General features: G+C 29.1%; 13 protein-coding genes and 1 pseudogene. 4 read left to right on the plus strand and 10 right to left on the minus strand.

All coding sequences use genetic code 11. From position 1 onward, the window contains the following. Nucleotides 1-18 precede the first annotated feature (18 nt). The 4 genes and pseudogenes from OM075_RS13435 to OM075_RS13450 form a co-directional block, all read left to right on the plus strand. The gene (locus OM075_RS13435; protein ID WP_301191042.1) at nucleotides 19-642 is read left to right on the plus strand and encodes an acyltransferase; all 624 of its coding nucleotides are present in this window, start codon (nucleotides 19-21) and stop codon (nucleotides 640-642) included. A gap of 20 nt (nucleotides 643-662) precedes the next feature. Further along, entirely contained in the window at nucleotides 663-1,826 is a 1,164-nt protein-coding gene (locus OM075_RS13440) for a glycosyltransferase family 2 protein (protein ID WP_301191043.1), read from the plus strand. A gap of 167 nt (nucleotides 1,827-1,993) precedes the next feature. Beyond that, nucleotides 1,994-4,291, plus strand: coding sequence for a hybrid sensor histidine kinase/response regulator (locus OM075_RS13445; protein WP_301191044.1), 2,298 nt, complete (start codon nucleotides 1,994-1,996; stop codon nucleotides 4,289-4,291). A 71-nt stretch (nucleotides 4,292-4,362) separates the two neighbouring features. Continuing rightward, nucleotides 4,363-4,635, plus strand: a pseudogene (locus OM075_RS13450) (transposase); the annotation flags it as partial. A gap of 37 nt (nucleotides 4,636-4,672) precedes the next feature. Here the strand turns inward: OM075_RS13450 and OM075_RS13455 are convergent. From OM075_RS13455 to OM075_RS13500, 10 genes are all read right to left on the minus strand, one after another. Beyond that, nucleotides 4,673-5,875: a hybrid sensor histidine kinase/response regulator gene (locus OM075_RS13455; RefSeq protein ID WP_301191045.1), complete on the minus strand. Its 1,203-nt coding sequence runs from the start codon at nucleotides 5,873-5,875 to the stop codon at nucleotides 4,673-4,675. Nucleotides 5,876-5,894: 19 nt separating this feature from the next. Next, nucleotides 5,895-8,966: a response regulator gene (locus tag OM075_RS13460; RefSeq protein ID WP_301191046.1), complete on the minus strand. Its 3,072-nt coding sequence runs from the start codon at nucleotides 8,964-8,966 to the stop codon at nucleotides 5,895-5,897. Between the two features lie 14 nt (nucleotides 8,967-8,980). Continuing rightward, a complete protein-coding gene (locus OM075_RS13465) occupies nucleotides 8,981-9,418 on the minus strand; it encodes a response regulator (protein WP_301191047.1) in 438 nt (145 codons plus the stop codon). Next, nucleotides 9,418-12,984 carry a PAS domain S-box protein gene (locus tag OM075_RS13470; RefSeq protein WP_301191048.1) on the minus strand — a complete coding sequence of 1,189 codons (3,567 nt, stop codon included), beginning with the start codon at nucleotides 12,982-12,984 and terminating at the stop codon, nucleotides 9,418-9,420. The genes OM075_RS13465 and OM075_RS13470 overlap by 1 nt, the downstream gene beginning before the upstream one ends. 10 nt (nucleotides 12,985-12,994) lie before the next feature. After that, the gene (locus OM075_RS13475; protein ID WP_301191049.1) at nucleotides 12,995-13,468 is read right to left on the minus strand and encodes a PocR ligand-binding domain-containing protein; all 474 of its coding nucleotides are present in this window, start codon (nucleotides 13,466-13,468) and stop codon (nucleotides 12,995-12,997) included. A 260-nt stretch (nucleotides 13,469-13,728) separates the two neighbouring features. Continuing rightward, the gene (locus OM075_RS13480; protein ID WP_301191050.1) at nucleotides 13,729-14,142 is read right to left on the minus strand and encodes a hypothetical protein; all 414 of its coding nucleotides are present in this window, start codon (nucleotides 14,140-14,142) and stop codon (nucleotides 13,729-13,731) included. Between the two features lie 169 nt (nucleotides 14,143-14,311). Then, entirely contained in the window at nucleotides 14,312-14,821 is a 510-nt protein-coding gene (locus tag OM075_RS13485) for a hypothetical protein (protein ID WP_301191051.1), read from the minus strand. 47 nt (nucleotides 14,822-14,868) lie between these two features. Beyond that, nucleotides 14,869-17,841, minus strand: coding sequence for an ATP-binding cassette domain-containing protein (locus OM075_RS13490; protein ID WP_301191052.1), 2,973 nt, complete (start codon nucleotides 17,839-17,841; stop codon nucleotides 14,869-14,871). A gap of 36 nt (nucleotides 17,842-17,877) precedes the next feature. Then, entirely contained in the window at nucleotides 17,878-19,938 is a 2,061-nt protein-coding gene (locus tag OM075_RS13495; protein ID WP_301191053.1) for an OmpA family protein, read from the minus strand. Further along, nucleotides 19,923-20,942, minus strand: a complete 1,020-nt coding sequence (locus tag OM075_RS13500; protein ID WP_301191054.1) for a PorP/SprF family type IX secretion system membrane protein — start codon at nucleotides 20,940-20,942, stop codon at nucleotides 19,923-19,925. Before OM075_RS13500 ends, OM075_RS13495 begins: the two co-directional genes overlap by 16 nt. Between the last annotated feature and the right edge of the window lie 105 nt (nucleotides 20,943-21,047).

A 21,047-nucleotide genomic window follows, 5' to 3' on the forward strand; every position in this document is an offset into this window, starting at 1 on the left:
GCAATAAATTTATGTATTATGAGCTTAACTAATATTATTAAAAGTAGTGCAAAACTAAAAAAAATTGTTTTATGGGTATTAATGCCTAAAAACCAGGCTCGCCCCAGAACATTAATAAAAAAAATCATACATCCCTTTATTTTAAAAAAAGGGAAAAATTCCAGAATACAACCTAATACAAGAATGGATATTCTACCAAACTTTAAATTTTATTTAGGTGATAATTCAACAATTGAAGACTTTTGTACCATAAATAATGGAGTTGGCAAGATTTACATTGGTAACGATACTCGTATTGGAATAGGTTCTGTATTAATTGGGCCTGTTCATATCGGGAATAATATTCGGTTGGCACAAAATGTTGTCATTTCAGCATTAAATCATAATTACGAAGATGTGTCGCTACCTATATCTAATCAGGGTGTTGTAACTAAAGAGGTTTATATTGGAGATGAAACCTGGATTGGAGCTAATACTGTAATATTGCCAGGAGTATTTATAGGTAAACATTGTGTTGTTGCAGCTGGTAGTGTTGTTACTAAGAGTGTTCCATCGTACACTGTTGTAGCTGGGAATCCAGCAAAAATAATAAAAAAGTATCAGGCTAATACCAATAAATGGATTAAGAAATTATCTGCTTAACTTAAATAAATAGCATAATTATGAAAGCAATTGAAGTTCTATTTTGGATTTTCTCAGGAATTATATTTTATACTTATTTAGGTTATGGTATTGTTTTATTTTTAATGGTGATATTAAAAAGGACGTTACTATCTACTAAAAAAGTAATAAACAAAGAATGGACTCCAGAAGTAACACTGCTTGTTACAGCCTATAATGAAAAAGATACCGTTCAAGAAAAGATAATAAATAGCAGAGCCTTAAATTATTCTAATCTTAAATTAGTATGGGTAACCGATGGTTCAGATGATGGAACTGATCATCTATTATCAAACTATGATGATGTAAGAGTTTTGCATAAACCAGAGCGTAAGGGAAAAATTGCAGCAATGAATAGAGCAATGGAATATATTACTTCTCCTATAGTAGTTTTTTCAGATGCAAATACAATTTTAGCAACTAATTCTATTCAACTAATTGTTGATCAGTTTAAAAATCCCAAAGTAGGATGTGTTTCTGGAGAAAAAAGAATCATTAACCATACTAAAGATGATGCAGCTTCTGCAGGGGAAGGTATATATTGGAAGTATGAATCCTTATTAAAAAAATGGGATGCTGAATTAAATACAGCCGTCGGGGCTGCTGGAGAATTATTTGCAATACGTAAAGAGTTATTCAATCCTATCGAAGAAGATACGCTCTTAGATGATTTTATTATCTCTTTAAGAATTGCAATGAAAGGATACAAAATAGGTTACAATCCGGGGGCCTATGCAATTGAAACTGCATCGATATGTGTAAAGGAAGAATTAAAAAGAAAGATAAGAATTAGTGCGGGAGGAATACAATCGGTTTTAAGATTAGCTTCAATATTAAATATTTTTAAATATGGACTTTTAAGTTTTCAATATATTTCACATAGGGTTTTAAGATGGACGCTAGCTCCTTTAAGCTTAATTTTTGTTTTTATTTTAAATATTTTTTTAATTCGATTTAATAATATTTACAACATATTGTTTTATGCGCAAATAATATTTTACGTAATTGCAAGTATAGGTTGGATGATGGAAAGAGCAAAACTAAAGCTTAAAATAGTTTTTATTCCCTATTATTTTTTTATCATGAATTATGCTGTAGTCAGAGGCTTTTTTAGATTTATCAGAAAAACTCAAAGTGTTAATTGGGAAAGAGCAATTAGAAGTTGACTTCAAGAACATCATTCTTATTTAGGTTGTGAAAAGAAGCTTATTTTTTATAAAATATTTTAATCTTTTAAAGGAGCTTTTATCAAAAATAAAGAGTAGTATAAACTTGAATTTGATTTTAAAGTTTATTAATTTGAATGATATAATTATTAATTAATCAGACCGCTATGAAAGATAAATTATTACATTACTTTTCAAAATATTTTATAATTATTACCACATTGCTTGTTATCCCTTTAGTTGTGTTTTATAATTATAAGATGAATCACTCTTTAAAGGCAATCAAGTCCCAGGAAGAGTTTGTTGTTACATTACAAAATACTTCCATAGATAATAAGCTTGATAATGTAATTGATGATCTATTATTTTTAGCTGAGCATGTTAAAAATTCAATGAACCAAATAAATGATTTAACTGAAGATACGGAACAAAAACATTTATTAGAAAAAGAATTTAAAGCTTTTTGTATTGGGAAATCAAGAATATATGATCAAGTTCGTTTTATTGATTCACATGGATATGAAATTGTAAGAATTAATTATAAAAAAGGTGAAGCTGAAATCGTCAAAGATTCAAGTCTTCAGAGAAAAGGACATAGATATTATTTCAAGGAGATTAAAAAACTTAAATCAGGAGAAGTATATTTCTCTCCTTTAGATTTGAATATAGAACAAGGAAAAATTGAAGTTCCTTTAAAACCAATGTTGAGGGTAGGTACTCCATTAATTAATAAACAAAATGAATTTATAGGGGAGGTTGTTTTAAATTATTTGGGAAGTAATATAATTGAGAGTATTGATAGATATAATGAAAGGTCTCCGGGTAATAATATGATGGTTAATCAGAAAGGATACTATTTAAGGAACTCGGTTAATGAAGGGTATGAATGGGCCTTTATGTACGATAGTTTAAGTGCAAATAATTTTATTAAAGAATATGGCAAATTATGGGATCTTATATCAAATTCAGAAAAAGGTCAGATTAAGTTTGAAGAGAATTTGGTAACTTTTCAAACAATATACCCTTTGCATATTTATGAAGGTAGATCGTTACAAAACAATAAGGTAAATGTTAATTATTACTGGAAATTAGTGTCGTTTTTATCCAAAGATAAATTAGATGCGCTATTGTATCCCATTGTATTGGAGCGTAGAGTTTTATTTTTTATTTTATTAATGGTTTCAGCTACGGTATCATTGCTTTTAACAAGAATAAGAAGTAAGGAAAATGAGTATAAAAACAATCTACTTGAAATTAACAAGGGGCTAGAAGAGAAGGTAAAGGAAAAAACGAAAGAGTATTTAATTGCTAAAGAAAAAGCAGAAGAAAGTGATCGTTTAAAAACCGCTTTTTTAAATAATATGAGCCATGAAATACGAACTCCATTAAATGGAATTGTTGGATTTGCCAGTTTATTAGTATGTAATTCTGATGATAAGGAAAAATTAAAGCAATTTTCTAATATCATTTTATCACGAAGTCAGGATTTATTGAATATTATTAATGATATCCTTGACATTTCTAAAATAGAAGCCGGGCAGTTTGTTGTTCAAAATGAAGCATGTGTTCTGGAAACTGAATTAAATAAGTTGTATGAGTTTTATAGTGAATATAAGCGACATGTTAATAAGACTGGTATTAATTTAATTTTTAAGTTAGATTTTGATAAAGAAGATTTTAAAGAGTTTATATATTTGGATATCAAAAGGCTACATCAGGTCTTAAATAATCTCTTAGTAAATGCATTTAAGTTTACAGAAAAAGGAGATATTATTTTGACTGTAAAAATTAAAGAAGACAACCATATATTATTCTCTATTGCAGATACAGGTATTGGAATTGCTAAAGATAAACAAGAAGTAATATTTAAGAGATTTGTTCAAGCGAGCAATGATATTGCAATAAAGTTTGGTGGCTCTGGTTTAGGATTAAGTATTGTAAAGGCTATACTTAACGCTATGGGTTGTACAATTAGGGTAGATAGTATGCCTGGTATAGGAAGTGTTTTTTATTTTACTTATCCCTATAATGTATCTAAAGAAGAAGTATTTAGAGTTACGCAAGAAGGCATATCCGTTAAAAAAGTTGATAATTCATATGATATACTTATTGTGGAGGATGAAGAGATTAATAGGATGTATATGGAGGAGATTTTTAGATGGACAAATCATAATATAACTTTTGCTGAAGATGGTAATACAGCCATTACTAAAGCAAAGCAACATAAATATGATATAATTTTAATGGATATAAAACTTCCTGATATTGATGGATTGCAAGTAACAGAAAGTATTAGGAAAGATGATAAAGATGTTAAAATAATTGCACAAACAGCTTATGCAACACAAGAAGACGAAGATAATGCATACTCTTCTGGTTGTAACGGATTTGTTGCTAAACCGATTGACAAAGATAGATTATTGGAAATAATCAATAATAATTTCAATAATAAAATAGGTGCTTAATAGTAAAGGTTTTAATCCAACAAAGGCTAAATTCCTCGAGGCTTGCCTCGTAATTACTATCTTTAGACTCGATGTCTAGAGATAGTAAAGAAATACATAAGAGTCATAATGTAACAGTTTTGCTTTATCATATAGTTTTTGCGATAAAATATCGACGAATTGTTATCGACGAGGATGTAGATAAGGTGATTAGAGAATTTTGTGAAGAAATAGAGTTGCGTTATGATATTCATTTTCTAATCCAATCAGTTCCGGATTATAGTGTTACAAAAATAGTAAGGACTGTAAAAAGTATTTTAGCACGAGAAGTATTTCGTCAATGCCCAGAGGTGAAAAAGAAGCTATGAGGAGGAGATTCTTGGGAAAAAAGGCCAATTATTGTTATTCAAAAACAATGTTATCAAAATTAACATTAACATAAGCTCCTCCTGTTTTTAAATTACCATACGAAAATTTACCTTCTAAATATTCAACTATCTTATTTACCAAAAATAAATCAAGTCCTATATTTTGATCAACATGTGATTCTGACGGACTTAATAAAGAAGGTTTATTTTCTAACATTTCTTCAGGAAATCCGATTCCATTATCAATAATATTTAACGAAAACTCATTAGCTATCATTTTTATTGAAACTTGTATTATTGGATTATCTCCAGAAAACACAACAGCATTTTCTATCAATCTACTTAACACTTCGTAAAATAACTTCTTATCTGAATAAATTTTTTGTCCATAAATAAAACCTTCTAAATTGATTTCAATATTTTTTAAATAAAACCTTTTCTTAACCCCTTGTATAACATCTTCAATACTATTTAATAGATCAACTTCACTATATACTGTTTTATATTTGTTAAGATTAAGAGAAGTTAATAATATAGCATCTAACGAAAATTGATGCAAACGTTTAACTGAAATATCCAAAACATTAATAGATAATAACAAATCTTCATCTTGCACCAAACCTTTCAATATTTCAACTGATCCAACAATCCCATTCAGTGGCGTACGTATTTCATGACTTATTAATTGCAAGAAATTATTCTTAGCATCATCAAGCTGTTTTAAATCCATATTGGCTTTCTCTAACATTTTATTAGCCGTTCTATACTTCTCCAGAAGATCATCTAATTCTTCAGTTCGTTCCTTAACTTTTTCTTCTAATTGAAAATTGATAGTTTTTAATTTTGCTTTATTACTTTTTAATTCAAGTTGAGTTTTTATACGTGCTATTAACTCATCATGATTAAATGGCTTGGTTATATAATCCTGAGCTTTAACACCAAAGGCCTTAAGCGTACTATAAGTATCTTTTTTTGCACTCACAAATAATATGGGAACATCATCATATTTCCTATTTTCTCTAATAATTGAACAAACTTCAAATCCATCCATTCCCGGCATCATAATATCTAATAGTACTAAATCAAAAACACGTTCTTCAATCCAATTTAACGCATCTTGCCCACTTAAAGCAAATTCCGTATGGTATCTCTCACGCTCCAGGAGACTACCTAAAACCTGAACATTTTTTAAATTATCATCTACAATAAGAATATTATAAAAAAAACCATCATCCATATACGTTTCTTTTTTTATATTAAAGACATTTATTGAGTAATTTTATAATTTTCAAAGTCGATTCAATATTATATGAAGTTATAGCTAGCTTTAATTTGTCACTAATGTGTATAATTTCAATAATTTTATTGTTAGCACCAAATAGAGCCAATTCTGAAGAAAGAAGTCTGAGATTACTGTTTGAAATTCTTTGCTGTAATGAATTTAACACTTCAGTAAATTGCTTTCTAAAAACTTCAGTTTGACCATGTTCTTCTAGTATTTTCCTCAAATTAATCTCTTCTTTACTTTTTGTTATGGAATGAGATATTTTGATTTTACATTTTAGGTATTTTGACATAATCCCAATTAGATACTTAATTTCTATAGGTTTAGTAATAAAGGCATCAAAGTACTTTTCTAATTTTTCTTTATTTATGAAAACAGATGCTGTCATTAAAACCATTGGAAGTTCTCTTTGTCCATATTTTTTTCTTATTTTCTGAGCAGCTTCAAGCCCATTTATTTTAGGCATACGCATATCCATTAGAACCATATCTGGTTTATTACTGAGTACGCTATCTATAGCTTGTTCGCCATTACAAACTTCTATCAAGTTTAATTTTAAATCTCCTAAATAACTTTTAAGTAGCCTACGATTTTCAGTATCATCATCAACAATAAGAATAGATTGCCCTTCAAACATAACCATTTCAGGAGTAACAACGGATGGTTGGTTTAGATAGTTGTCCTTCTTATATATTTTTAATCTTGTCAATTTAAAAGCGAAAGTACTACCAATACCAACCTGACTTTTAATTTCTATTTTACTCTTATGTAATAATATTATTTTGTCGCAAATTGCTAAACCCAAACCAGTACCTCCATATAGTTTATCGTCCTGGCCTTCTTGCTGTTCAAATGGTTTTAAAATTTTATCCAAGTCTTTTTCTGAAACTCCAATTCCAGTATCTTCAACTAAAAAATATAGATCTACTATTGTATCGGTTTTCAACAACACTTCGACCTTAAACTTAATAAAACCTATATGTGTAAATTTAATAGCATTGCTTAGTAAATTCATTAGCACTTGCTTTATCCGTAATTCATCAATTAGTAATAAGTCCGGAATTTGTTGATCATATTCAACCTGAAAGTCAAGATTCTTTTCAGATGCCTTGTATTTAAACATATATGTCAGTTCTTCTACAAGATGTGCAAGTGCAACGGGTTCTGGTTTTAACTTAATACTACCTGATTCTATTTTAGATAAATCCAAAATATTATTAATGATTGAGAGCAAAATTTTACCACTTGATTTAATCGACTTTAGGTAATCTTTATGAACAGGATTGTCAATATGTTTGTCTAAAATATCTGCAAATCCAAGAACGGCATTCATTGGGGTTCTTATTTCGTGACTCATATTGGCCAGGAATTCACTTTTTGCATTATTGGCTGATTCCGCAATCTTAATGGTTTCTCCTAGTTTACTATTTGCTTCAGACAATTCTTTTGTTCGTTCTTCTACTCTCAACTCTAGTTCTTCGTTTAATTTACGAATTTTCCTCACGTTATTCTTTTGCTCTGTAATATCAAGCTTAATAGCTATAAAATGTGTCACATTACCTTGTTCATCCTTTAAAGGAGAGATGGAAGAGGATTCCCAATAAAAATCACCATTCTTTTTTCGATTCAAAAATTCACCTTCCCAAACTTGTCCTTTTTTAATAGTTTCCCAAAGGTGCTTATACTGTTCTTTCTTTTTTTGACCAGATTTAAGAAATCTTGGATTTTTGTGCAACACTTCGTGCATCGAATAGCCAGTTACTTCTGTAAATTTCGGATTAGCGTATTCTATATCACCATTAAGATCAGTTATAATAATCATTACAGGACTTTGCTCTACTGAAAGTGATAATTGTCTATTCTTCTCAATGGTATCTTTTCTCAAAGTTATATCCTGAACATGAAGAATGTAAAAATTAGGTTCTTCTTCATAATCTCTAATTAAAGAAACAGACACTAAGGTCCAAATTATTTTACCAGATTTATTTACTAAACGCATTTCAATCTCTTCATTTTGGATTTGAATCCTATCTGAAGCAGAAGACATTTTTTTAAGCAATTCAATATCCGGATGATAGATAAAGTTTAAAACACTTTTATTTTCGAGTTCATATTTACTTCTAGCCATGATTTGACATAGCTTATTGTTTACTTTAAGTAATTTTCCATCTAAATTAACAATGGCTTTTCCCACATTAGCGTAATCAAAGGAATTTCTAAATTTTTCCTCACTTTCAATTAATTGCTTATTCTGTGTTTCTAAAACATTTTTTTGGTAAGCACTTTCTAAAAGAGACGGCAATCTATTAAGGTAGTTGTCTCTTTTAACGATATATTCATCAACACCGAGCTTAAGTGCTTGTATAGCTAATTCTTCAGACCCTTGCCCAGTAACAATAACAATTGGAATGTCAAGCTTACGGTTTTGTCTAATTTCTTTGGTAATTTCAATAGCTGTTAAACCCGGTAAATTATAGTCCATTAAGATAACATGGTAATCACACGCAATACTCTTATGTTTAGGCAACATATCTAATAGTTCTTTACTATTACAAACGGGCTTAATTCTAAAGTTAAAGGCAAATCTTTTAAAATGCAATATTGTTAGTTCGATATCTGACTTTTGATGCTCAAGAAACAATACGTTAATTATAACTTTCTTTACCTTTTCCTTTTTTACTCTCTGCTCAAGATGAAAGTTGATTAGTTCAGGCAGTTGCTTCAAATATTTACCATCTTTAACAATATAATCATCGGCTCCAGATTTTAATGCGGTAACAGCAACCTCCTCATCTCCCGCACCGGTTAACATTATAATTACTGCAGGACTATTATTTTCAACTAGATCAACCAACAACTCAGTTCCATAACCATCTGGCAAATTAATATCTAATAATGCAACATCATAAAAATTATTAACCAATTTTCTTGCTTCAGATAACGTTTTAACTACATCAATATGGCAATCAATTATGTTTTGCGTCAACTCTCGGTATGTTAAATCTGCATCCAGCGCATAATCTTCTAGCAATAATATTTTCATAACAACCAAAAAAATTAATGGATACTAGTTTTATTCAAAACACTCCAATACAGTTCTATCTGTCTCACAACCTCAATAAACTTCAAAAAATCAACTGGTTTTACAATATATGAATTAACTCCAAGTTGATAAGCCTCTCCAATATCATCATCTTCTGAGGAAGTTGTTAACACAACTACTGGAATAGATTTTAATATTGTATTTGATTTTATAGCTTTTAAAACCTCTAGTCCTGAATATTTAGGCAACTTTAAATCAAGTAGAATAACAACGGGTAATGGTTCACCTTTTTTATAATTTTTAATCCAACTCATAACTTCATGGCCATCGCGAGCAACTTCAATAGGATTTGTTAACTTATTAAATTTAAAGGCTCTAAGCGTCAGGTCAACATCAACCGGATTATCTTCTACTAATAATATCGTATTACGTAAAACATTTATATTATTCATTATTTGAACTTAGGTATTTGTAAATAAAATATAGCACCATTATTTTCTGAACTTTCAGCCCATACATCCCCACCTAATCTAGTCATGGCTTTCTTAACAATAGCTAATCCAATGCCTGTTCCTTCATAATCTTCCACCCGATGTAAGCGTTGAAAAATATTAAATATTTTATCATGAAATATCATATCAAATCCTATTCCATTATCTTTTACAATAAGAATATGTTTATCGTTTGTTTGCTCATGATAGATGTGAATATAAGGATCAGACCGAGACCTTGTAAACTTAATAGCATTTTCAATAACATTTCTAAGTGCAATAGTTAAGGCATTCCGATCTGAGATTACGGTAATCTGTTTAATATCTATTTTAACTTTAATATTATTTTGAACAAGTTCGGATTTGCTTAAATGTAATACATCCTGAATTACATCTGATAAATTAAAGGGAACCATATTAATTTCAGAACGTTCTAATCTTGAATAATTAAGCAAATCATCTATTAGTTTATTCATTTGATCAGTTCCTGAACATATGTTCTCAATAAATGACTTGGCCTCATCATTTAATGATTTAGCATATAAATCGAGCAAAAGCTTACTGTATCCATTTATTCCTCGTAGCGGAGCTTTTAAATCGTGTGACACAGAATAGGTAAAAGCTCTCAATTCATTATTTAATAACTCTAATTCAGCAGTACGTTTTTGAACTCTAGACTCTAATTCTACATTAAGATTTTTGATTTCATCTTCGGCTATTTTTCTTTCAGTCATATCTCTGACCATAGCCATTATGGAGCCATCAGCTAATTGATTTGCAATTACCTCCGCCGAAAATTGCGTACCATCTTTGCGTTTAAAAATCCATTCACAATAATAGTCGGGTTGTGAAGTGATGTACTCTAAAGCTGCTTTTATATTTGAGTACTCAAGCGTACTAACAATATCTGAAGCACAAAGACTAACAATCTCTTTTTTTGAATACCTTAACATTGAGCACATTGCAGGGTTAGAATCTAACAAATTACCATTTTTATTTGCAATTATAATTCCATCAGGAGCAGTATCAAACAACATTTTATATATGGCATTTCGTTCTTTTATTTCGGCCTGCATTTGTTTATTCTCAGTAACATCTTGTATTAAGCCCAAAAGACGCTTAAGCTTTCCTAATGCGTTGAAATGAGCCTCAACATAGGCATTTATAACTCTGTTTTTTTTATTCTTATATCTTATTTGAAATTCAAACGATTGAGGACTACGACTGGATTGCGCATCGAGTATTTTATTCTTTACAAATTCCTTATCACTTGGTACAACTAGATTTAAAAACTCTTGATACCCAAGATTAATATTCTTTTCAGATAAACCAGTTATATTATATAATTCTTTTGACCATATTCCTTTTCCTGATTCTATATTGTATTCCCAACTACCAATTTTTCCAATCCGCTGTGCCTCTTCTAATCTTTTTGTATGCTCATATAATTCAATATCAGTTAAAACTTTATTAATTCCAATTGATAAATGTTGTGCCAGAGTTTGAATAAAAGAAATGTTTTCCTCTGAAAAATAATTGTGTTGGCTAGACATTAGTTCTAAAACACCATACAGTTTATTTTGAATAACCAATGGAACTGTTAATGTAGAACGAATCCCTTTGCAGCTAATAAGTTCTATTTCTTGAATATGCACTAAATGCTGGGTACAATTGTTACCCAACAAGTAATGCCCTTTTTTAAACTTTTCGTAACTAAATGGCTTATAAGAATTTTCCAATATAAGACTTGATAATTCTATACTTAAATTAGCATTAACCGTCTTAAAACTGCTGGTTTCCCCAATAAATTCTTTTATTACGGCATTATCACATTCTATTATTTCAAAAAGTTTTAGCAAAACAAATCGAGTGAACTCATTTAGGCTCTTTGATTGCATAACCAATACATCTACCTCTTTTAATAGCGCCAAGTAGGCATTTTGTCGTTTGAGAGAATTTTCTGCTTGTATTTTATCTGTAACATCTAAAACCATACCACTGATAAATACTTTACCTTCCACTTCCACACGCCCTCCATGTATTTCAATCCAAAGGCTGCTTTTATCTTTTCTAATACCTTTAGCTACATAACTTACATAAGCTGAATCATGATTATGCCCCTTCTGAAAACGTTCTTGTAGATTTAATCTTTCCTCTTTAGCAACTACGTCAATCGGTCTAACAGATTCCAGCAGCTCAGCTTCATCATATCCAAATATCTCAGCAAACCTTTTATTAGTATATACAAATTTTTCATTATTAAAAATACAAATCCCAGTTAAAGATTGCTCAACCACCCCCTTAAAACGCTTTTCTGAATTAATAATTGCCTGTTCTGCTCTCTTACGTTGTGTTATATCCTCACAAATGGCAACATGATATTTAGGATATTCACCCTGCAACCATAAACGTGCTACATGCAAGTTAACCCATACTAATGAACCATCTTTATGAAAATAGCGTTTTTCTATCACGAACATATCTATTTCTCCGTTCTTTAAACGCTCCATTTGTACTAAATCTTCATTGAGATCATCTGGGTGAGTAATCTCCATAAAATCTAATTGAAGAAATTCTTCAATATTATAACCTACAATTTCACACTGTTTTTGATTTACTTCATAATATTTGCCGGTAGCCGTTTCAATAATAGAAACGCCAACTGCAGCCTGCTCAAAGATACTTCTAAACTTTAATTCACTTTCTTCAATTTTAATTGAATTTTGATGTTGAGTTGTAATATCTAAAACCGTTCCTGTAATAACATGTTCTCCATCTAATTCAATATGAGAACCATGAATTTCTATCCATAATTCACGTTTATCTTTACGCTTGCCTTTTGCAAAATAATGAACGCTATTTACTTCCCCAATTAGGCGTCTGTTAATATTTTCAAGGGCCTGTTGTCGTTCATTTTTTTCTACAACATCAGTAGGCTTTAATTTATTTAAAATTTCTTCACGTGTATAACCAAAAATATCGCAAAATTTTTGATTTACATATAAAAATCGATCTTGATTAAAAATATAAATCCCTGTTAGTGATTGTTCAATAAGAGCCCTAAACTTGCTTTCTGATTCTTTTAACCGATTAACAGCTCGCTTTCTTTCTGTAATATCTGTAAAGGTTACTGCAAACTGTCCACTCTGAGGACTAAAGCTATTCACATGAAACCACTTATTTAAAACCTTTGAATAATCTTCAAACGTAATATTTTTACCTTCCAAAGCTACTTCTCCATATCTTTTTATCCAATAACCTGGTTCATTTTGAATACCAGATAATACCTCACTAGCCTTACGACCAACTATCTTCTTAGCATTAAGTCCAGTCATTCGCTCAAATTCTGGATTAACATCAAGATAACGATAATCAACTGCCTGCTTATTTTCATCCACAATAATTTCATGTAAAGCAAAACCTTCATTTATATTTTCGAATAGTTTTCTATATTTTTTCTCGCTTTTTTGAAGCATCTCCCTTGATTGCTCTTCGTGTACTTTAGCAAGACCTAATTCCGAAAGCATTTCGGTCATTTTAGCTAAAAAAGTCTAGTTTATTTTTAATATCTGATTCTGACAATATAGGAACCTTACTTAGCGATTTTAGGTATTCACTTTCATTATAACCAAATTTTTTAGCCTGCTTTTTAAAAAACAAGAAATCAGGTTCCTCAAAAAAGAACTGCCCTGTAAATAAGTTTCCAAGATGTTGATTGTCAACAATTATTGGAACTGCTATATCTATCAAGCCATTTAAGCATTTGTATACATTAAACTTATTTCCTGCATTTAAACGGTTAGCTAAAGTTGTATCACTAAGTTTACAGTTTTTAGCAGACTGTGGGTGTACACGATGAAATTCAGTGCATATTTGCTGCCAACCAGACTTTGATAATATAATTCCTTTAGAATCTACTAAGGCGGAAACAAGACCTGTAGCTTTAGTGTAACTTTTTAATAGCTCTTCAACCTTTTGCATGTCCAAAATTTGAGCAAGATTATATTTCATAACGCCATCTTTCTTTTAATATCTTTTCTTCACTTAAAGATATAGGTGTTTTTTTATGAAGAGCTTCAATAAACATTATTGCTTGAAACTGTAATATATGAAATTATTATTTCAAATAAAATTACTTAACACTGTAAAACAATAAACAACTGATATACGGCATAAAAGTTTGATACCTATAAAATAACATTTATTCTTTTTACACACAGAATACCATGGATCTCGCTAGCTCAAGGGCAATGTAATTAAGTTAAGAAAATTCACATTGCATCTTTCTTGTTTTTCAATACCTTAGGTTTTGTGCGTTTTCTGTATTTGCTAACATCCCCTTCATATTTTCTATTAGGACGGATTGGAATAGTATGCTTTTTGAAAAGAGTTCTTAACTCTTCTGTTATTATTGACATATCTTTATCTGAAAAGAATAGTGCAATAATGCGATTCTTTAAGAATCCATATGAAAGATTGGTGTTTACTTTGGATTGATATTCATTGTCCTTCGATTCTGATGCCAGTTCATCATTAATATCACCAACAATTAAGCTTTGAACGTTTGAAATAGATAAAGCTGCATAAAAGTCCTGCAGGATACTATTTTGAGAATAGCCAGAAAAATGTTCTGCTTTAATTTTATTCTTTAGTTCATCATAAAAAAAATCGACACTCCATCGCAAGAAATATAGCTTCTTGAATATTAAATTATAAATTCAGACAGGCTGCAAGAAGAATTTAATGCAGTAGATTAGTTTTTTTATATTAAAGTATTATGCTTTTTTTGTAAAAAGCAATTTTCAAAGGAAGCCAACTCTGAATCCATATAAAAAAAATAATCATGATCAATAACTAGTTTGCAAACGGATTTTCTTCTAATATAGGGGTTGCTATTTCATTTTGTTTTTTTTGCTCTTCATGATAATACACACTTAATCCAAACATCTCACCATTTCTATGTTTTGAATCTATGTTTAAGGCTTCAATCTGAACGTTTATTCGTGTGGTGGTTCCAAAACTTACATTTACATGATCTGTAAATGAGTCTTTTTTATTATCCCAGAATACATACTTTGTTTCCGGATCAATTAGTCTTATTCTATATGTAATTTTTTTGTTTGATTTACAAAGTTGAATATGATAAGCTTTTTCACCATAGAAATAATGAATTAAATTTATCTTTTCTTGGTTCTTTATAGGATATATTCTGGCTAAAGCTTTTTTATTATGGTATGTGTCTGTGGGTTCACAATCTAATTCATTAGCTCTTGTTTTATTACTTTGAGCAGATGTAATTGGAGAGTTTAATAGATAAAAAAGAAATATTATATAAAATATACCGGGATAAATTAAGTTTTTCATAATTAGAGAATATTTAGGAGATATTAATCTTATAAATGTATGTAATATTATTTCGAATTAAAATACTTTCTTTTTAAAAATGTAGCAATATAAAAATAAATAACAATTGATATAAATATAAGAAAAAACATGTTATACACCCATGTTGTGCAGTTGTAATTACCTATTCTTTTATATGGGGCATATAAATGACTATTTCCGAATTTACTATTTGAAATATATAATCCAGGTTGAAATTTTCTTATTAAATGATCGTTTATATATATATAATTAACATATTGGTTAGATTTTAAAACAATGTCGGAGAGTTTGGCATTACAATATTTAGTTTTATTTATGGATTCAAGTTTGTTCTTAACAATGTTGTCAACTTGCTTTTCTGCAATTCTCATTTTGTCCCGTAATAAATTCTTTATATTGCTAATTTCTATTATTTTTTCTTCAGCAATAGATTGATTAAGTGTATCAGGAATAATAAAATGATAGGTTGGGGCAGATATATTTTGTGTTTGTTTAAATAAAGAAAAAATTCTATTAGAACTTACTGATGGGTTTGTATCTAAGTAATTGTATAGTTCGGTTTCAATTGCTGGTAGAAAAAAATTGTACATGTAAATGATATTACTTCGATCAATACTGGCATTTAGAATTTCTTTATTGTATTTGTTATTGCCGTATTGTAATGTAGCAAGAGCTTCGTATGACCATCTTGAAAATATTAAATTAGAATAAAAAGGAACGTGTTTTTTAGAGGTTAATGTTGAATTGATTTTATCAAAATCAAGAATGGCTCCAGCTAAAAGAATTTGTGGTATTAAAATAAAAGGAATAGATATATATATGGACAAGGTTGATTTTAGTTTTGCAGAGATTACAAGACCTATCATTGCTGCAGATATTGCAGTAATCCACAAAATGACAATGTATTGAAATGTAAGGCCCATTACTTCTTGTATATAGTTCCCAACTAATACTAACGAACTTACTTGTATAAAAGTAATTATTGAAACAATAACTAATTTGGAATTAAGATATGCATATGGATTAAGTTGTAAAAGTTGTTCTCTTTTTAATAGTTTTTTATCCCGGTGTATTTCATTAGCACTTGTAATTAATCCAAAAAACAGAGCAATAATTACATTGATAAATATAAATACTGGAATATTTTCATTGTTATAAAAGCTATAATCCTTTACTCCTAATTTTGTTGATCGTATAAAGAAATTAGTTACTAACGATAATAAAGGAGAGCCGAGCAATAAAAAAAATAAATATTGACTATCAGAAACCCTTGATAAAATACTTCTTTTAAAAAATACACTAAATTGTTTAGCAAAATTTGCTGTTTTATTTGATATACCACTTTTAACAATTTTATTTTCTTCTATTAGTAAGTCAACACGATAATTTTTTTTGTATTGACTGTGCCATTCTTTATTTGAGATTTCTCGTTGCTGCATTGAATTACCCTCTTCATCTTTTTTAGAATAAGTAATCAAATCAAATATATATTTAGGATTATATTGGTTATACTTATAAAAATCTTCTTCAATAGAATCAGCAATGTCAAGTTGGTTTTTAAAATATGAAGAAGCTAAGAAGGGATTTCCAAAATAAATAGGAAAACCTCCAGTGTCAATAATCAGCAATCTGTCAAATAATCTAAAAATATCAGAAGATGGTTGATGAATGTTTATTACAACAATGCTACCATTTTCAGAAATTTTCTTTAGTAATTTAATAATTAATAAAGCATCTGATGAAGAAAGGCCAGAAGTTGGTTCATCAACGAATAAAATTTTAGGGTTGCGAATAATTTCTATGGCAATGTTTAATCTTTTTCTTTGGCCACCACTAATTACTTTAGAGATAATACTGCCAACTTTTAGATTTTTAATATCTTCCAGACCAAAATTAAGTAGTGTTTCTGAAAGTAGTTGTTTAAGTTCTTGTTTATTTAATTCACTTCGGTTTAATTCGGTACAATATTTAAGGTTTTGATATACTGTTAATTCTTCAATTAATGAATCTTCTTGAGGAACATAACCTACTAAATTTTTATTAAATTTAAAACTATCAGTGATAACTTCATTATTTATTAAAATTTGTCCTTTGTCTGGTTTTGATACTCCACATAAAATGTTGAATAATGTGGTTTTGCCAGATCCGCTGCCACCCAAAACAGCTGCCATTTGACCAGATTCAAGTTCAAAAGATACTTCTCTAATTCCTTGTTTGGTTTCAGGAAATATTTTCTGAATATTGATAGCTTTAAATGTTGTTATTTCTGTAAATTTAGTTTGGGCTTTTCTATATAAGTCTCCAAAGAAAACGGTTTGATAAGAACTGTTCTCAATTAAACCTCCGATACCTAATAAATAGGTTACTTTAGAAAATATTAATTGTTTGTTTAAAAGTAATTTGTCATTACCATTATACTTGAATATAAAAGCTTGAATACTTTTGAGATAGAATACAAAAAGTTTACCCTTAAAATCATTAATTTGGAGCATTTTAAAATTAGAAAGTTTATAATTAGAAAAGTCTCCAACTACAATCGGTAATTGAGTGTATGATAGTAACTCGTAATCTTCATTTAAAAAATGATTAATATTTTCAATATCGCTTTTGTTTACTTGCAAATTTTCTTTTATCAAAAGAAAATTTTTATTACAAGATTCACTTACCTGATTATTTTTTTTCCCAATATTGATTAACCTTTCGGATAATATTAAATAGAGTTGGTACTTATAATACGAATTTAGATTTTTGTTAATCATATCTAATATTTCGAGAATCCTGTTCTGTATTTTTTCGTCGTTAAAAGTTTGAAAATCTAATATGAGTTCTTTGTAATAATCAATTAAACTATATTTTTGTCTTTGAGATACAATATTGCTAAGAAAGCTTTCTAAGTAATTGTAATTTAGGTTTTTATTTAAAGTGTGATCTTTTAGGAAAACTAATCCAAATAATTCAACTATGGAATTTAATGTATTTATTTTAAAATAGTTATTCATTATATATGGATGTTTAAAAGAAGTATGATTAATGAGTTAATTATTCTGTAATATTTTAAATTCAGTTCTCCTATTCCGAGCTCTGCCTTCCGGATTATCCTTCCCATCAGGATATGTATTAGGAACAATAGGGGCAGATTCACCATAGCCACTATATTTAAGCCTACTTTTATTAATTCCTTTTTCTATAAGGTATGCTGCTACATTGCCAGCTCTTTTTATTGATAGCTCTTGGTTATATTGAGTGTTTCCTATATTATCAGTATGAGATCTTATTTCTACCATGACATCAGGATATAATTGTAGGAATTTTAGTAAAGTAGAATCCAGAGTAGCTTTGCTTTGTAGATTTAGTGTTGTTTGGTTAAATTCATAGTATATATTTTCAAGTATAATTGTATTCTTAGCTATTGATTTAGTAACTATAGGTTTTAAAGGTATATCTATAATATTTTTACTTGTTGTAATTGCATTAAAAGATTTTCTTTTGTCGAGAACCCTGTTATCATTAATAAAAATTTCATAATCATATCCTTTAGGTACTAAAAAGGAAAATCGGCCTTCAGAATCAGTATGTTTTTGGGAAATAAAAACACTATTAACAGAATCCTTCTTTATATACAAGTTTATTTCACTGTTGGTAAGCGGTTTTTTTAATGTTTTATCTATAGTACTGTCATTATTTATAGATTGATTAAATAATATTTCTTGAGATAAGAGTTGTCCTTTTATGTTTATCTTTTGCGGAGCACCTTTTTGCCAGCTGAAAATATCATCGCAACATGTGTTGTGAGCCACCGAGTTTCCTCCTGGTCTATTAGATGTAAGAAAGCCCTTGTTTCCTAACTCATTTTCGGTATAATACATGTCATCTACAGATGAATTGAAAGGGCGACCTAAATTATCAGGAGGACTCTCCCAGTTAACCATATCTCCTTTTGTACAGAAAATATCTAATCCACCATAGCCAGGCCATCCATCCGAACTGAAATACATTAAATGTTGCTCTTTGTCGAAAAAAGGAGTTGTTTCATTACCAAATGAATTAATCCTAATTCCTGCATTAATTGGATGAGAATATTTATGTGTTTTTACATTAAAAGTAAAGTACCAAATATCAGTTCCCCCATATCCTTCTGGTCTATCCGATATGAAATATATCACTTCAAGGTTGGGATTATAACAAGTGCCAATAGCTGGCTGTGTAGATGAATAATTGTCTATATTAATACTTTGTTTTAACAATATAGGTTCAGACCATGTATTGTTTTTTTGTTCGGTTACGTAAATATGTGTAATAATTTTATTGTTCCAGTTCTTTTTACTTATAGTAAAGTAAAACCTTTGTTTATCAAAGGAAAAAACACCATTTCCGGTATCGAACTTGTTGCTGTTTATAAATGGTGACTTAGCCGGATTCCCTCCAAACCATTGTTTATCTTTAGTTAAAACAGATGTGTAAAAATTACGTTTGGGAAATTTATCATAGCTATTGTAATACATTAATGAATCAACTTTAGTAGATGTATAAATGAACACAGTATCGTTCAAATAAAAAGGATTTGATTCTACGTGTGGACTATTAATACTTTGATTAAGCCTTGTTAGAATAATACTGTCATTCATAAAGTTGTTTTCTAATACTAATTTACAACCATGAATGTGTGTGTCTACCATTTGATCAAAATAGTGAGGCATCCATTTTTTTTTGTGAGAATATTTGATGGACTTTAGGGTCTGTAAAGCATCTTTATGTTTGTTTAAGTGTTGTAAAACTATGGCTTTGTAATAATTGACTAATTCAAGTCTGTTTGAATTATTATTTTCTAAATAATTAAAAATCTTCAATGAATTCGTATAATCCCTAAAATACAAATAGGATAAAGCTAATTTCCACTTGTAAGTTTTGTTTTGTGGATAATGATTCGATAGATATGAGTATAAGTTTATTGCAGTATAATAATCTTGTTGATTGTAGGCATCGATAGCAAAATCTTTAATTTGCCATTTTTTGTATTGTTCTAAATCATTGTACTGAGCAAATGAATTTATTGAGATTAAACAAACAATTAAACCTGCTATTAATATTTTATACATGGGATGGTTAATTTTTTTAGTTTAGCTATAGGTCTCTTATAAATTAAAGTAATCTCAATTGCATTTTTATATGTTTTTGTAGATTTTAAACCAGATACGTCAATGTCATAACTTATATATGTAGTCCAATTTAAGTATCCGAATCCAAATAGTAAAATCATTGATTGAATATTTTCATTAAAAATGTTTCTTGAGTAGATTCCTAATGAAATACTTTTAAAATTACTTTTATTGGTCGTTAATCCCTTGCCGTATTGTGTTCCTATTAATAATTCGGATGCTTTGCTTCTTAATGAATAGGAAACTTGTGGACTTAAATATTGATTTTTAAGTAATTTGTATTTAAAAATACTATGCACATTATATTTCATAGTTAGTTTGTTGTCTCCATCAATAAAGTTATCAGTAGGTTGATTGATATGTTGTACGGAAGATCCAAATAATACTTCTTGTTTTTCTTTAATTAGTGACCAAATTATTCCTGCATTTAAATCAATATAGGATGAATTGGAGTATTTAAAATTTTCTGATAGAGGCAAGTTATTACTAAAGCCACCAATAGATCTGTCGTATTGTTCAGGAAATGTTAAGTTTTGATAGGAGAGATTTTTATTAATATATCCAATTTGGATACCTATGCCAAGATTATTGGTTGCTGCAATTTTTATTAAACTTGAAATTGATACATAAAATTCTGAAGCAGGTACATATATACCGTTTGAATAGTTTCTATTTAATAGTAGGCCTGCACCTAATTGGCCATTTTCAAATTTTATATTCTTATCAAAGGATCCATTAATAGTATTTATAGCTTTGCCAAAATGTTGCCCTTGAGATCTGAAGTTGCTAATAAATCGCCAATCCTCCTCAAAATATCCGGTAAATGCAGGATTTAAATTTATTGGGCTTTCAAATGTTTGAGAAAATAAATTTGTTTGACATTTTGCTTCAAGAAATACTAAAAAACTTAAAACAAATAATATTAGGATTCGTAAAGGTTGCATAAACGTTAAAAATTTTTTCTTTGGGCTTATAAATGATTATATTTATCAAACTAACCCAATACTATAATGATTATACTACGAAAATTTAGTTTAAGTTACATAAAA

The sequence above is a fragment of the Plebeiibacterium sediminum genome (assembly GCF_026013605.1).
Classification (GTDB): Bacteria; Bacteroidota; Bacteroidia; order Bacteroidales; family Marinilabiliaceae; genus Saccharicrinis; species Saccharicrinis sediminus.